Annotated in this window: 15 protein-coding genes; 12 read left to right on the plus strand and 3 right to left on the minus strand. The window is 65.0% G+C overall.

What is annotated here, in order from left to right; translation table 11 throughout:
• The first annotated feature begins 192 nt into the window (after positions 1-192).
• The 9 genes from F6X37_RS16620 to hslU all read left to right on the plus strand — a co-directional run bounded on the left by F6X37_RS16620 (position 193) and on the right by hslU (position 9,879).
• Positions 193-1,077 (plus strand): lipid A biosynthesis lauroyl acyltransferase, encoded by an 885-nt coding sequence (locus tag F6X37_RS16620; protein ID WP_187612089.1) that lies wholly within the window; start codon positions 193-195, stop codon positions 1,075-1,077.
• A gap of 172 nt (positions 1,078-1,249) precedes the next feature.
• Positions 1,250-2,185, plus strand: coding sequence for a diaminopimelate epimerase (gene dapF / locus F6X37_RS16625; protein WP_187612132.1), 936 nt, complete (start codon positions 1,250-1,252; stop codon positions 2,183-2,185).
• Between the two features lie 57 nt (positions 2,186-2,242).
• Positions 2,243-3,001, plus strand: coding sequence for a DUF484 family protein (locus F6X37_RS16630; RefSeq protein ID WP_187612090.1), 759 nt, complete (start codon positions 2,243-2,245; stop codon positions 2,999-3,001).
• Between the two features lie 28 nt (positions 3,002-3,029).
• The gene (gene xerC / locus F6X37_RS16635) at positions 3,030-3,953 is read left to right on the plus strand and encodes a tyrosine recombinase XerC (protein ID WP_187612091.1); all 924 of its coding nucleotides are present in this window, start codon (positions 3,030-3,032) and stop codon (positions 3,951-3,953) included.
• A 61-nt stretch (positions 3,954-4,014) separates the two neighbouring features.
• Positions 4,015-5,217 carry a class I SAM-dependent rRNA methyltransferase gene (locus F6X37_RS16640; protein WP_090802199.1) on the plus strand — a complete coding sequence of 401 codons (1,203 nt, stop codon included), beginning with the start codon at positions 4,015-4,017 and terminating at the stop codon, positions 5,215-5,217.
• Between the two features lie 230 nt (positions 5,218-5,447).
• Entirely contained in the window at positions 5,448-6,548 is a 1,101-nt protein-coding gene (locus F6X37_RS16645) for a CobW family GTP-binding protein (protein WP_187612092.1), read from the plus strand.
• 682 nt (positions 6,549-7,230) lie between these two features.
• Positions 7,231-7,650, plus strand: a complete 420-nt coding sequence (dksA, locus tag F6X37_RS16650) for an RNA polymerase-binding protein DksA (protein ID WP_090802202.1) — start codon at positions 7,231-7,233, stop codon at positions 7,648-7,650.
• A gap of 335 nt (positions 7,651-7,985) precedes the next feature.
• Positions 7,986-8,522 carry an ATP-dependent protease subunit HslV gene (gene hslV / locus F6X37_RS16655; RefSeq protein WP_027199403.1) on the plus strand — a complete coding sequence of 179 codons (537 nt, stop codon included), beginning with the start codon at positions 7,986-7,988 and terminating at the stop codon, positions 8,520-8,522.
• 10 nt (positions 8,523-8,532) lie between these two features.
• On the plus strand, positions 8,533-9,879 hold the full coding sequence (gene hslU, locus F6X37_RS16660; protein ID WP_090802203.1) for an ATP-dependent protease ATPase subunit HslU: 1,347 nt from the start codon (positions 8,533-8,535) through the stop codon (positions 9,877-9,879).
• Positions 9,880-10,012: 133 nt separating this feature from the next.
• Here the strand turns inward: hslU and F6X37_RS16665 are convergent, their stop codons facing one another.
• From F6X37_RS16665 to F6X37_RS16675, 3 genes are all read right to left on the minus strand, one after another.
• Positions 10,013-10,555, minus strand: coding sequence for a response regulator transcription factor (locus F6X37_RS16665; protein ID WP_090802205.1), 543 nt, complete (start codon positions 10,553-10,555; stop codon positions 10,013-10,015).
• The gene (locus tag F6X37_RS16670) at positions 10,552-11,862 is read right to left on the minus strand and encodes an ATP-binding protein (RefSeq protein WP_090802206.1); all 1,311 of its coding nucleotides are present in this window, start codon (positions 11,860-11,862) and stop codon (positions 10,552-10,554) included. Before F6X37_RS16670 ends, F6X37_RS16665 begins: the two co-directional genes overlap by 4 nt.
• Before the next feature lie 335 nt (positions 11,863-12,197).
• On the minus strand, positions 12,198-12,422 hold the full coding sequence (locus F6X37_RS16675; protein WP_090802208.1) for a cysteine-rich CWC family protein: 225 nt from the start codon (positions 12,420-12,422) through the stop codon (positions 12,198-12,200).
• A gap of 265 nt (positions 12,423-12,687) precedes the next feature.
• Between F6X37_RS16675 and argB the strand changes: the two genes are divergently transcribed.
• The 3 genes from argB to slmA all read left to right on the plus strand — a co-directional run bounded on the left by argB (position 12,688) and on the right by slmA (position 15,264).
• Positions 12,688-13,587: an acetylglutamate kinase gene (gene argB, locus F6X37_RS16680; protein ID WP_018419098.1), complete on the plus strand. Its 900-nt coding sequence runs from the start codon at positions 12,688-12,690 to the stop codon at positions 13,585-13,587.
• Positions 13,588-13,744: 157 nt separating this feature from the next.
• The gene (locus F6X37_RS16685) at positions 13,745-14,512 is read left to right on the plus strand and encodes a pyrimidine 5'-nucleotidase (RefSeq protein WP_187612093.1); all 768 of its coding nucleotides are present in this window, start codon (positions 13,745-13,747) and stop codon (positions 14,510-14,512) included.
• A gap of 41 nt (positions 14,513-14,553) precedes the next feature.
• Entirely contained in the window at positions 14,554-15,264 is a 711-nt protein-coding gene (gene slmA, locus F6X37_RS16690) for a nucleoid occlusion factor SlmA (RefSeq protein ID WP_187612094.1), read from the plus strand.
• Positions 15,265-15,278 lie beyond the last annotated feature (14 nt).

Genomic DNA, 15,278 nt, shown 5'->3' on the forward strand with positions numbered 1-15,278 from the left:
GGACGCATAACCCATGAAAACCCATGGACCGCACCCGCCGGCTTCGCCCCGCAAGTTGTCTATTAACTCGGCGAAGCCTTTATTATAGCGACTTCCTTTGAATGTCACAGAGTCGAAACGAGTGCGGTATCACGTCAATTTTTCCGCTTTCCACAATTTCGCCCCCTGCGGCGCCGCGCGCCTGGAGGCTGCATGCTGAGCCGCTACGGCGCGAAGCTCGCGATCGGGCTGCTCAAACTCCTTGCGCTGTTGCCTTACGGATTGGTCGCTCGTCTCGGTGACGGGCTCGGCTGGCTGCTCTACCAGATCCCGAGCCGTCGCAGGCGCATCGTTCATATCAATCTGAAGCTGTGCTTCCCCGACTGGAGCGACGAGCGCCGCGAGGACGTCGCGCAAAAGCACTTCCGTCATGCGATCCGCAGCTATCTCGAGCGCAGCGTGCAGTGGTTCGGCTCGGCGAAGAAGCTCGACAAGCTGATCCAGCTCGACAGCGCGATCGACCTGACGGATCCGAACCTGCCGCCCACATTGTTTCTCGGCTTTCATTTTGTCGGCATCGAGGCCGGTTCGATCTTTCTGAACTACTCGCTGAAGCGCCAGTGCGGCTCGCTCTATCAGCCGATGTCGAATCAGGAGTTCGAGGAAGCCGCCAAAGCAGCGCGCGCGCGTTTCGGCGCGGACATGGCGAGCCGCGCGGACAGCGCGCGCGTCGTGCTGCGCTGGCTGCGCGAACGCAAACCGGTGATGCTCGGCGCGGACATGGACTACGGCGCGCGCAATTCGACGTTCGTGCCGTTCTTCGGCGTGCCGACCTGCACGCTGACCGCAGTCGGCCGTCTCGCCAAGGTCGGGCACGCGCAGGTCGTACCGTTCATCGGCGAGGTGCTGTCGAACTACAAGGGCTACCGGCTCAAGGTCTTCAAACCTTGGGACGACTATCCGACCGGCGACGATGACGCTGATGCGCGACGCATGAACGAGTTTCTCGAAGAGCAGATTCCGCTGATGCCCGAGCAGTATTACTGGGTGCACAAGCGGTTCAAGACACGCCCGCCGGGGGTGCCGGGGGTGTATTGAAGGTGGGGCTGGGCTCCTTGCATGCCGTACCGTTTCCGATGTGCCAACGTGTATCATCTGCTATTGGCCGAGCACGGCTCCAATGGGTGATTCACGCAACGGCGGTGAGGCCGGGATTTTCGGCTCCGCCAGCACGCGCGAAGCCCTACGCAGCAACGGATACACGGAAAACGTGAAGCTCAAATTCACCAAAATGCACGGCGCGGGCAACGACTTCGTCGTACTCGACGGCTATACCCGACCGGTTGATCTAACCACGGCGCAGGTGCGCGCGTTGGCGAACCGCCATTTCGGCGTCGGCGCCGACCAGTTGCTGCTGGTCGAAAAGCCGACCGTCGAAGGCGTCGATTTCAGATATCGCATCTTCAATTGCGACGGCGGCGAGGTCGAACACTGCGGCAACGGCGCGCGCTGCTTCGTCAAGTTCGTGCGCGAGCGCGGTCTCACCGACCAACGCAGCGTGCGCGTGCAGGTCCAGAAAGGCACGATCACGCTGACGATGCAGGACAACGGCGAAGTGATCGTCGACATGGGCACGCCCGTGTTCGATCCCGAACTCGTGCCGTTCGCGACCAAGGGTCTGCAAGGCCGCCGCGAAGGCGAGGATACGCTCTGGCCGCTCGACGTGAACGGCGCGACGCGCTGGATGTCGGTGGTGTCGATGGGCAATCCGCACGCCGTGCAGGTCGTCGACGATACCGAGGTGTTCCCGGTGCTCGCCGAAGGTCCGGCCATCGAGCGGCACACGCGCTTCCCGCAGCGGGTCAACGCGGGCTTCATGCAGATCGTCAACCGCAACGAGATCAGGCTGCGCGTCTACGAACGCGGCGCGGGCGAAACGCTGGCGTGCGGCACCGGCGCGTGCGCGGCGGTCGCGGCCGGCATCCGGCGCGGGCTGCTGGATTCGCCGGTGCTCGTACATACGCACGGCGGCGATCTGACCATCACTTGGGACAGCGCGCACCCAGGCGCGCCGCTGCTGATGGCCGGCCCCACAGCCACCGTCTTCGAAGGGGAGATCGAGCTGGCCGAAGAGGCGTCGAGCGCCTCGTCGGACTCGACGCAGCACAATCCGTCCAGCCCGGCCGACATGGCGCCCTCCGTCTAACTCATTGACCGACGCGCCGCCGTGAGGCGGCCGTCCCGTAGTCCTCTAGCCGAAACCATGAACGATCGCGAAGTCGCCGAATACCTGCTCGCCAATCCCGAATTCTTCGTCGAACACGCGGAAACGCTCGCGACGATCCGGCTCGCGAACCCGCACGGCAAAGCCGCGGTGTCGCTGCAGGAGCGGCAGATGGAGATGCTGCGCGACAAGAACAAGCATCTGGAGCGGCGTCTTGCCGAACTGCTGCGCTACGGTCACGAGAACGACAGCATCGCGTCGAAATTCAACCGCTGGACCATCCGTGTGATGGCCGAGCGCGATCCCTACGCGCTGCCGCGCACGATCGCCGGCGGTCTGCGCGACATCTTCGACGTGCCGCAAGCGGCTCTGCGCGTGTGGGACGTCGCCGAGCCGTATGCGCAAGCGGACTTCGCGCGCCACGTCAGCGAGGAAGTGCGCATTTTCGCGGGCAGCCTGAGCACGCCGTACTGCGGCGCAAACACCGGCTTCGAGGCCGCGCAATGGCTCGCGCAAGCTGCGGTCGCGTCCCACGGGACGACCAACCCGGCGGCAAGCGCGACAACGAGCGCGACCGACGAGCTCGGCGTCGCGTCGAACGGGACGGCGCAGAGCACCGAATCGATCGCGCTGCTCGCGCTGCGCGACCCCGAAGGTGTCGAAGACGCGCCGACGTTCGGCCTGCTCGTGATGGGCTCATCCGACCCGCGGCGCTTCCACGAAGGCATGGCCACCGATTTCCTCACGCAGATCGGCGCGCTCGCGAGCGCCGCGCTGAGCCGGCTGCTGCCGCGCTGAGCCGCGCCACGCAACGTCACCGCGTACCGTGACCGCCGCCGACCCGATCGCCGCCTACCTGTCGCATCTCGAGCACGAGCGGCGGCTGTCGGCGCACACGCTGCGCGGCTACACGCATGAACTCGCGGAACTGAAGCAGCTCGCCAAAGGCCGAGCGCTCGAAAGCCTCACCGCCGTAGACATCCGCGGCGCCGTCGCGCGCGCGCATGCGGGCGGTCTCACCGCGCGGTCGATCGGCCATCGGCTGTCGGCATGGCGGGCGTTTTATCGCTGGCTCGCGGGCCACGTCGAGTTGCCGGCCAATCCGGTCGCCGCGGTGCGCGCGCCGAAGCAGGCGAAAACGCTGCCGAAGGCGCTTTCCGTCGACGACACCGCGCGCCTGATGGACAGCCCGCCCGCCGACTCGCCCGAAGGCCTGCGCGATCACGCGATGCTCGAGCTGTTCTACTCGTCGGGCCTGCGCCTCGCCGAACTGGTCGGCCTCGACGCGCGTTTCGCCGACGTCGACGGCTATCGCTCGGCCGGCTGGCTGAAACTCGATTCCGGCGAAGTCGAAGTGCTCGGCAAAGGCAACCGGCGGCGCGTCGTGCCGGTGGGCAGCAAGGCGGTCGCGGCGCTGAACGCATGGCTCGCGGTGCGCGAACCGATGGTCCGCCACGATCCGCATCCGCTGTTCCTGTCGGCGCGCGGCAACCGGCTGTCGCCGAACGTCGTGCGCGAGCGCGTGAAGCGCGCGGCGCTCGCCGCCGGCATTCCGGCCAACGTGCATCCGCACGTGCTGCGCCATTCGTTCGCGACGCACGTGCTGCAGTCGAGCGGCGACCTGCGCGCCGTGCAGGAGCTGCTCGGCCACGCGAGCATCACCGCGACGCAGGTTTATACGGGCCTCGATTTCCAGCACCTCGCCCACGTCTACGACATCGCGCATCCTCGCGCAAAGAAACGCAACTGATCACGCGACTGACGCCGCGCGCCACGACGCGCCGCCTTCGCTTGCACTTTACCTACACCTGATGAATACCGTTACGCTCAAACCGTCGAAAGAAAAATCGCTGCTGCGCCGCCATCCGTGGGTTTATGCCAATGCGATCGAGCACGTCGACGGCCGCCCCGCGCCCGGCGCGACCGTGCTCGTGCGCGCGCACGATGGCCGCTTTCTCGCCCGCGCCGCCTACAGCCCGCACTCGCAGATCCGCGCGCGCGTCTGGAGCTTCGACGAAGCCGAGCCGATCGATCACGCGTTCTTCAAGCGCCGCGTGCAGCGCGCGTTCGCGCATCGTCAGGCGATGGTGCGCGACACCGGCGCCGTGCGGCTGATCTTCGGCGAGGCGGACGGTCTGCCGGGCCTGATCGTCGATTACTACGTCGCCGAGGACGCGGATCAGCGCAGCCAGATCGTCTGTCAGTTCATGGCGGCCGGCGTCGAAGCGTGGAAGGACGCGATCGTCGCGGCGCTGGTCGGCGCGACCGGCTGCCCGAACGTCTACGAGCGCTCGGACGTGTCGATCCGTCAGAAGGAAGGGCTCGAGCAGATCACCGGCGTGCTCGCGGGCGAGCCGCCTTCCGAGAAGCTGATCGCGAGCGAAAACGGCGTGCGCTATCACGTCGACGTGCGCAACGGCCACAAGACCGGCTTCTATGTCGACCAGCGCGATAACCGCCTGCTCGTGCAGCAGTTCGCGAAAGATCGCGACGTGCTGAACTGCTTCTGCTACACCGGCGGCTTTTCGCTCGCGGCGCTCAGGGGTGGCGCAAAGCGCGTGGTGTCGGTCGATTCGTCGGGTGAAGCGCTCGCGCTCGCGCAGCAGAACGTCGCGGCCAACGGCTTCGACGCCGACCGCGCGACCTGGCTCGACGCCGACGCGTTCAAGACATTGCGGCGCCTCTACGACGAAGGCGAACGCTTCGACCTGATCGTGCTCGATCCGCCGAAATTCGCGCCATCGCGCGAGCACGTGGACCGCGCCTCGCGCGCGTACAAGGACATCAATCTGACGGGCCTGAAGCTGCTGCGCCCGGGCGGTTTGCTGTTCACGTACTCGTGCTCGGGCGCGATCGATCCCGAGCTGTTCCAGAAGATCGTGTCGGGCGCGGCCGCCGACGCACGCGTCGACGCACGCATCCTGAAGCGCCTTGGCGCGGGCGTCGATCATCCGCTGCTCACTGCGTTCCCCGAAGGCGAGTATCTGAAGGGGCTGCTGTTGCAAATCGCCTGATCGCCCTCATCTTCCCGGTGATTGCGCGTGGTGGCGGCGGCCCGCCTCCGCGCAGGGCGGCCATCAGCCGGCCGCAGCGCGGCCGCCCCTGCACCCGCCAGGCAAATATGTTTCAATGACCGGCTGGACGGGGCTCGCGCCATCTGGCTGCGGCGGCCCGCCTAACGCATCTGGCTAGCCTTGCGCTAGCGTCCGATCACGCACCGTTTCACGACTTACAGGCGACCCACATGATTCCAGTCACCATCCTGACCGGCTTTCTCGGCAGCGGCAAAACCACCCTGCTCAAGCGCATCCTGAACGAAAAGCACGGCATGAAGATCGCCGTCATCGAGAACGAGTTCGGCGAAGAGAACATCGACAACGAGATCCTCGTGCAGGACACGAGCGAGCAGATCATCCAGATGAGCAACGGCTGCATCTGCTGCACGATTCGCGGCGACCTGTCGCGCGTGCTCAACGATCTGGCCGCGAAGAAGCAGGCGGGCGAAGTGGACTTCGACCGCGTCGTGATCGAAACCACCGGCCTCGCGAATCCGGGCCCGGTCGCGCAAACCTTCTTCATGGACGACCAGATCGCGAGCGAATTCCTGCTCGACGCGATCATCACGCTGGTCGACGCGAAGCATGCGAACCATCAGCTCGACGAGCACGAAGTGGTGCAGCGCCAGGTCGGTTTCGCGGACCGGCTGTTCATCACGAAGGCCGATCTCGTCGACGAGCGGCACGTGGGCGATCTGCGCCACCGTCTGCTGCACATGAACCCGAAGGCGGCGATCAAGGTCGTCAATTTCGGCGAGGCGGACATCAAGGAAATTTTCGATCTGCGCGGCTTCAACCTGAACTCGAAGCTCGAAATCGATCCGGACTTCCTGAGCGAAGACGAACACGCGCATAGCCACGCGCACGCGCACGACGAGCACGGCCACACGCAAGGCGACCATGACCACGATCACGCCAATTGCGATCACGACCATGGCCATTGCGATCACGAAGGCCATGGTCACGGACATCACCACCATGCGCATCACGACGACAAGATCAAGTCGTTCGTGTACCGCAGCGATCGTCCGTTCGATCCGAACAAGCTCGAAGACTTCCTCGGCGGCATCCTGCAGATCTATGGCGAGCACCTGCTGCGCTACAAGGGCGTGCTGTACATGAAGGGCGTCGATCGCAAGGTCGTGTTCCAGGGCGTGCATCAAATGATGGGCAGCGACCTCGCCGCGAAATGGCAACCGGCCGAGAAGAAGACCAACAAAATGGTGTTCATCGGCATCGAACTGCCGCGCGATCTGATCACCGACGGTCTCGACGCCTGCCTCGCCTGAGCGGGCGCAGCGCCGTCGCGCAAGCAAGCCTCGGAGCAAGCCCACGACACGCCGCGCGCAGCGCGGCATGCGCCGTGCTACTTCTAGTGCGGTGAGACGCCCGCCGCCGACTGCGCGGGCGTGAATCCTCTGCTGAAACTGCGACGCCGCGGCGCCGAGGCCTTTCGAATCCAGGCCATATGAAAAACGCGTGAAAACCCTGCTGTATTAAAGCGCGCACGACCATCGCTTTTTGGCTTTCTGCGCGTTATATTTTCGGGATATCGCAGCGCCGCAGGCCGGCTTTCAGCAGTTGCGGTGCCGTATTGTGATTCAGTTACAATACGTGCCCACTGGAGAATGACAACGAATTGCCCGGTCGCGCGTATCCCGCGACGGGCCTGAAACGGCGCCGGAAAATCTTGTCCGGAGACACGCCGAAAACGCCGGCGGGCATGGCCTGAAAGGGCACGCGCTCGTCGGCGAGCGATGCCTCAGGAGCATGTGTGAATCGGTTTCCAGAGGAGTTCGGCCCCGCAGCGGCGTAGCTAGCAACGCCCGGTGTGTGGGCGCCAGGCGCTTCGGCGTCACGACAGTCCAACGTTCGTGGCCACCCTGCGCTGCGCGTCCGCGCGACGCGTTTGTGGGCAATACGAAAGTGCGGGCCCTATGAGTTTTGCCTCACATTGAAGAAGTAAGCCAGATGACGACGAAACGACTCTTGACCGAAGCCGAAATCCTGAAGATGAGCGACAAGGATTACATGAATGCGGATCAGCTCGCCTTCTTCAAGAACAGGCTCGAACAGTTGCAGGCGGACATTCTCCGCAACGCCGGCCAGACGACCGAGAACCTGCGCGAAACGGTCATCGTGCCGGACCCGGCCGATCGCGCCACCATCGAGGAAGAGCATGCGCTCGAACTGCGCACGCGCGACCGCGAACGCAAGCTGCTGAAGAAGGTGCAGCAATCGATCGCGCGAATCGAGGCGGGCGACTATGGCTGGTGCGAGGAAACCGGCGAGCCGATCGGCATTCCGCGTCTGCTCGCACGGCCCACGGCTACGCTGTCGCTCGAAGCCCAGGAGCGCCGCGAACTGCGCCAGAAGCTGTTCGGCGACTGATTATCTGCGGCGCGGCTTCGGCTTGGCGCCCTGAAAACGCTGCTTCGTCGAGAGGCGCACGGTGAATCGTGCGCCTTTTCTTTTTGCGCGACATCCGCGCATGCTCCGCCATCCGTCCCGCCCCGCCGTCCCTTCCCGCCTCGTTTCTCAGGCTAAGCGGATTTTCAGTTTTTCGTCCTATGCCTTCCGGCGGATCTTGATATGACCGCGCGCGCCCTAAAATAGATCGGACATGCGCTCACGAGCGCGCCGCCCGGCGCGCCGTCCGCTGACTGGATTCATGCGGTAGCGCACAGCGCTGCCGCGTTCTACCCGTTTTGCAAAGAGGAACGCATATGGAGCAATTTCACGGCACGACGATCGTTTCCGTGCGCCGCGGCAACAAGGTGGCGCTCGGCGGCGACGGCCAGGTCACGCTCGGCAACATCGTCATGAAAGGCGGCGCGAAGAAGGTCCGGCGCATCTACAACGGCAAGGTGCTGGTCGGCTTCGCCGGCGGCACGGCGGATGCCTTCTCGCTGCTCGACCGCTTCGAGGCGAAGCTGGAAAAACATCAGGGCAATCTGACGCGCGCGGCCGTGGAGCTCGCGAAAGACTGGCGCACCGACCGCATGCTGCGTCGTCTCGAGGCGATGCTGATCGCCGCGGACGCGAGCACCACGCTCGTCATCACCGGCAACGGCGACGTGCTCGATCCCGAAGGCGGCATCTGTGCGATCGGCTCGGGCGGTGCGTACGCGCAGGCGGCCGCGAAGGCGCTTGCCGACAACACCGAGCTGTCGCCGCGCGACATCGTGGAGAAGTCGCTGGAAATCGCCGGCGACATGTGCATTTACACGAACCATAACCGCGTCATTGAGACGATCGAGTAAGGACCCATCGATGAGCACCATGACCCCCGCCGAGATCGTCTCCGAACTCGACAAACACATCATCGGCCAAGGCCGCGCGAAGAAGGCCGTGGCGGTCGCGCTGCGCAACCGCTGGCGCCGTCAGCAGGTCGACGAACCGCTGCGCCAGGAAATCACGCCGAAGAACATCCTGATGATCGGACCGACCGGCGTCGGCAAGACCGAAATCGCGCGGCGTCTCGCGAAGCTCGCGGACGCGCCGTTCATCAAGATCGAAGCGACCAAATTCACCGAAGTCGGCTACGTGGGCCGCGACGTCGACAGTATCGTGCGCGACCTGATCGAAATTTCGGTCAAGCAGACCCGCGAAACCGAAATGCGCAAAGTGCGGACCAAGGCCGGCGATCTGGCCGAAGACCGCATCCTCGACATCCTGCTGCCAACCGCACGGCCGGTCGGCTTCGGTTCGAGCTCGAGCTCGACCGACACCGCCGATGAAGGCAGCACGACGCGTCAAACGTTCCGCAAGCGCCTGCGCGAAGGCCAGCTCGACGACAAGGAAATCGAGCTCGACGTCGAGCAGCCGCAGGTCGGCATGGACATCATGGGGCCGCCGGGCATGGAAGACATGACCGAGCAGATCCGCTCGATGTTCGCCAATATCGGCGGCGGCAAGAAGATGCGCCGCAAGATGAAGGTCAAGGAAGCGCTGAAGGTGCTCACCGACGAAGAAGCCGGCAAGATGCTGAACGACGAAGAGGTGAAGAGCAAGGCGGTGCAGAACGTCGAGCAGAACGGCATCGTGTTCCTCGACGAAATCGACAAGATCGCGTCGCGCAACGAAGCGGGCGGCGGTGAAGTGTCCCGTCAGGGCGTGCAGCGCGATCTGCTGCCGCTCGTCGAAGGCACGACGATCAACACCAAGTACGGCATGGTGAAGACCGATCACATCCTGTTCATCGCGAGCGGCGCGTTTCATCTCGCGAAGCCGAGCGATCTGATTCCCGAGCTGCAGGGACGCTTCCCGATTCGCGTCGAGCTCGATTCGCTGTCGGTCAACGACTTCGAATCGATCCTCGTGTCGACGGATGCGAGCCTCGTCAAGCAATACCAGGCCCTGCTCGCGACCGAAGACGTGCACCTCGAATTCGCCGACGACGGCATCCGCCGTCTCGCCGAGATCGCGTACTCGGTCAACGAGAAGACCGAGAACATCGGCGCGCGGCGTCTTTATACGGTGATTGAAAAACTGCTCGAAGAAGTGTCGTTCTCGGCCGGCAATCATTCGGGCCATGCAGTGCAGATCGACGCGGCGTATGTCGATAGCGCGTTGAACGAAATCGCCGAAGACGAGGATCTGTCGCGCTACGTGCTTTGACATGCGCGGTGACAGCGCGAAGCGCTGATGCATGAAAAACGGGCTGCCTTCGCATAGGCAGCCCGTTTTGTTTGGTGCCGCCCTTCCCGCGACGGCGCCTCGAACAGCCAACGCCGCGCCAGAAGATCGCCGCCTACTGCTTCACCGGCCGCTTCGCCAACTTGCGCTGCAACGTGCGCCGATGCATGTTCAACGCGCGCGCGGTCGCCGAGATATTGCCGTTGTGTTCTGCGAGCACACGCTGGATATGCTCCCATTCGAGCCGCGCCACCGACAGCGGCTGCGGATGCTCGATCGCCGCCTCGGCCTGCAACGCGCTCGCCTCGCTTTGCAGCGCCGACAGGATCGTCTCGACGTTGGCGGGCTTTGCGAGATAGTTGTCGGCGCCGTCCTTGACCGCCTGCACCGCGGTGGCGATGCTCGCGTAGCCGGTCAGCACGAGCATGCGCGCATCGGGCTGCAGATCGCGTAACGGCGCGACGAGCGTCAGGCCGGAGTCGTTGCCGAGATGCAGGTCCACGGTGATCTCGCTGAACTTCTGCTGATTCGCGAGCCGGATCGCCTCGTCCGCGTTGTGTGCTTCGGTCACCGTGTAGCCGCGCCGCGTCAAGCCCCGCGCGAGGATGCCGGAGAACACTTCGTCGTCGTCGATCACCAGAAAATTCTTCTCGCTCATGCCTGTTTCTCCGTGTTGGATGGCGCGGCGCCATGTGGGCTCGCTCCGGAAATCTTGCGCGCGGCGAGCGGTAGTCGCAGCACCGCACGCGTGCCGCGCGGCCGTCCGCCGTTGACGTCGGTCAGCTCGATCGATCCCTTCAGACGCGCCGCCGCCGAAAACGCCAGATACAGGCCGACGCCGTGACCGCCCTGCGTGCTCTCCACCGGCATCGCGCCGAGCGAGCCGCGCAGCGCGGCCGGAATGCCCGGACCGTGGTCGCACACTTCGAACACGATCTGGTCGCCGCGTGGCGCGAGCACGCAGCACAGTGTCACGTGATCGCGGCTCGCGCGCGCGGCGTTGTCGAGCAGGATCGTCAGTATCTGGCTGACGGCCGCCGTGTCGTTGAGACTGACATCGGCGGGCGGTGTGCCAAGCCGCTCGAACTTCACGTGAGGATGGCGCAGGCGCCATTGCCCGGCAAATGATTCGAGCCATTCGTCGACCGGCTGGCGGTTCGTCGTGGTCGTTGCGCGGCTGCGCAACCGCGCGAGCGCCGACGTGCACAGCATCATCTGCTGCTCGAGCAGCTCGAGATCGGCGCGGTAGGGGGCGAGTCCCGCGTCGGTCCGCGCCGCGTCGCGCAATTCTTCGGACAACATCGCGATTGTAGACAGAGGGGTGCCGATTTCGTGGGCCACGGTGGCCGCCTGCACGCCGAGCGCGACCGCCCGTTCGTCGTGGAGCAAGCGCTGCTGCGCTTCTCCAAGCGCTGCGTCACGTAGCCGCAGCGCTCGGGACATGCGCGCGACGAACCACGCAATCAGCCCCACGCTGACCATGAAGTTGACCCACATGCCCGCGCGGTAGTAGTCGAACAGGTTGGCGGGATTCTCGAGATTGAGCGGCACGGAATCGAAACTGAGCATCGCGTAGCAGGCGACCGCGAACGCCGCGAGCCAGGCCATCAGATACCACGGCAGCACGGCCGCCGCGATCGCAAGCGATGGCAGGTACAGCGACACGAACGGGTTGGTGGTGCCGCCGGACAGGAACAGCAGCGCCGACAACGCCCCGAGATCGACCCAGATCTGCCCGAACAGCTCGAGGTTGGACTCGGGACGCTGCTGCGACACGCGCCACCACGTGAGCGCGTTGAACAGCACTTCGAGCCCGATCACCAGCAGCATCGCGGGCAACGGCAGATTGGCGCCGATGAAGATCTGCACGAACGCGATCGTCAGCAGCTGACCGATAATCGCGAGGCTGCGCAGCCAGAACAGATGACCGAGATTGACGCGGCCGGTGTTGGTTATACGGTGCATGACCCTAGTCTACCCGTTACGCCGCCGCGGCCCGAGCCAGTGGCGCTGCGGCAGATGAAGCCCGTTGCTTCGCCGCCGCGGCCAAACTGCACCCGCTCGACGACGCCCGCCATTATTGCCCCACTCGACCCGGGAAACGCCGTCGCACAATTCCGCGCCGGCGACACGCTGCGGATGGCCAGCCGGCACGCCGACGCGATCGCCCCGGATCGGCAGCCGCGGTTCGGCGAATGGGAGCCGGCGCCGGAAGCGATTGTGCGCGATCTGCGGGCGCGGGTGGCGCAGCATCGCCGCGCGTCGGCGGTTTCTGATCGGCCCCGGGGCGAATCCGACCATCACGGCCGCTCATGCTCACTCGCCTCGTGTGTCGCCTGTGCAATCTCCGCGGCCAGACACTCCGGGCACAGACACCGGCCGCCTGGCTTTAACCGCTCGACCGGTAGCGGCGGCAGCGCGCGGCACCAGCAGTTGGACGGCTCAGTCTGCATGCCGCAGTCGAAAGCATTGCCGCAGCGCGGACAGCGTGCGCTGCGTTCGGAGCGGGGGGAAGACGATTTCATCGCAGATCGGCGCTCAGGGCCGGGGACATTGATCAAGCCATGATGCCATGACTGACACGCTCAGGTGCAGTCGTCCGTTCGGCCAATGCACAGCCGTCACGCAAGTGCGTTACGCTTGCTGTTCGACACCCCCGCGGCCCGTCATGGTGCGGTACGCCAAGCCTGCACCGCCCGTCGCTCGCGCCGCGGCCGAAAACCCTGTTGCAGCGCGCCAGTCCTGTACAATTCGCGCTGTTTCAACTGTTCCGTGCCCGAGCCTGCCGCCATGTCCGAGCTTCCCGACCTCTCGCAGATTGCGCCCACCCTGAAAGCCGAAATTCTGGCCGAGGCGCTGCCTTACATCCGTCAGTATCACGGTAAGACCGTGGTCATCAAATACGGCGGCAACGCCATGACCGAAGAGCGTCTGAAGCAGGGCTTCGCGCGCGACGTGATTCTGCTGAAGCTGGTCGGCATCAACCCGGTCATCGTGCACGGCGGCGGTCCGCAAATCGACCAGGCGCTTAAGAAAATCGGCAAACAGGGCACGTTCATCCAGGGCATGCGCGTCACCGACGAAGAGACGATGGAAGTCGTCGAATGGGTGCTCGGGGGCGAGGTGCAGCAGGACATCGTGATGCTGATCAACCACTTCGGCGGCCACGCGGTCGGCCTGACCGGCAAGGATGGCGGCCTGATCCACGCGCGCAAGATGCTGATGCCCGATCGCGAAACTCCGGGCCAGTACGTCGACATCGGCCAGGTCGGCGAAGTCGAGTCGATCAACCCGGCGGTCGTGAAGGCGTTGCAGGACGACGCGTTCATTCCGGTCATCTCGCCGATCGGCTTCGGCGAAGACGGCCTGTCGTACAACATCAACGCGGATCTCGTCGCGGGCAAGCTGGCGGTCGTGCTGAACGCCGAAAAGCTCGTCATGATGACCAACATCCCCGGCGTGATGGACAAGGAAGGCAATCTGCTGACCGACCTGTCGGCGCGCGAAATCGACGGTCTGTTCGAAGACGGCACGATCTCCGGCGGCATGCTGCCGAAGATCTCGTCTGCGCTCGATGCGGCGAAGAGCGGCGTGCGCTCGGTGCACATCATCGACGGCCGCATCGAGCACTCGGTGCTGCTCGAAATTCTGACCGAACAGCCGTTCGGCACGATGATCCGCTCGCATTGATCGTTGCGGCATCCCCGGCACAGGGGTTGCGTCCGAGCGGCGCGACGCCTGTGCCCCACCTCGCGGCCGGCAGTCCATGCGCGCCCCCGAGCGTTGATGCGGCAATCTCTGCGCATCCGCAGCATGAAACGCCCGTCAGCGGCTGAAGAAGTTCACCATGCGCAACCCCACTTCGCGGCGCCGCCGTCCTGACCTCGCAGGCGGCAAGCCCGTCTGGCTGTTCGATCTCGACAACACGCTGCACCGCGCGTCACATGCCATTTTCCCCGCGATCAATCGCGGCATGACCCAGTACATCATCGACGCGCTGCAAGTCGACATCGACGAAGCCAACCGTCTGCGCACCGGCTACACGCTGCGCTACGGCGCAGCACTGCTCGGTCTCACGCGCCACCATCCGCTCGACGCGCACGACTTCCTGAAGGTCGTGCACACGTTCCCCGACCTCTGCTCGATGATCCGCCACGAGCGCGGCGTCGCGCGTCTGATCGCGGCGCTGCCGGGCCGCAAGATCGTGCTGACCAACGCGCCCGAAACCTACGCGCGCGCGGTGCTCGCCGAGTTGCGCATCGAGCGGCTATTCGAGCGCGTGATCGCGATCGAGCACATGCGCGATCGCCGCCGATGGCGCGCGAAGCCCGATCACGCGATGCTGCGCCGCGCGATGCGCGACGCGCACGTGTCGCTGAAAGACGCGATCCTCGTCGAGGACACGCGTTCGCACCTGAAAAACTATCGACGGCTCGGCATCCGCACCGTGTGGATCACCGGGCACCTGCCGCGCAAGCCGCACGCGGACGGTGTAGCGACGCGCCTGCCGGGCACCGGCCGGCCGCATTATGTCGACCGCAGCATTCGTTCGCTAAAATCGCTACGACTGGGCACGCGCTCGGTTCGATGGAAGGGACGCAAGCCGGGACAGTAGGGACGAAAGCCGCCAACGATATCAGCCGGGGGACCACAGCCATGCAGCCGATCGACAAGCCTGACGAAACCTCAGCCGCAACCTCCCCCGCGGCGCCGGCCGCCACACGCTCGCCGCGTCCGAAGCCGGGCGAGCGTCGCGTGCACATCCTGCAGACGCTTGCCAGCATGCTCGAGGCGCCGAAGCGCGAGAAGGTCACCACGGCCGCGCTCGCCGCCCGGCTCGGTGTGTCGGAAGCCGCGCTGTATCGCCATTTCGCCAGCAAGGCGCAGATGTTCGAAGGGCTGATCGAGTTCATCGAGCAGACGCTGTTCGGCCTCATCAACCAGATCACCAATCACGAAAACAACGGCGTGCTGCAGGCGCGCGCGATCGCGCTGATGCTGCTCAACTTTCCCGCGAAAAATCCCGGCATGACGCGCGTGCTGACCTGCGAGGCGCTGATCGGCGAGCACGAGCGACTCACCGAGCGCGTGAACCGGATGCTCGAACGGATCGAGGCATCGCTGAAGCAGTGCTTGCGGCTCGCGCAGTCCGAAGCGCTTGCCCGTGCGGATAACGACGTCACAGGCAACGCCGGCCCGCAGACCGCACCGCAATCCACTGCGTTGCCTGCCGACTACGATCCCGCCATTCGCGCGAGCCTGGTGGTGAGCTACGTGATCGGCCGCTGGCATCGCTATGTGCGCAGCGGTTTCGCGCGGCCGCCCGCCGAACACGCGGACGAGCAACTGCTGCTGATTCTTCAGTAGTCCGCGAGGACTCG

This window comes from Paraburkholderia sp. 31.1 (assembly GCF_014397645.1).
Classification (GTDB): Bacteria; Pseudomonadota; Gammaproteobacteria; order Burkholderiales; family Burkholderiaceae; genus Paraburkholderia; species Paraburkholderia tuberum.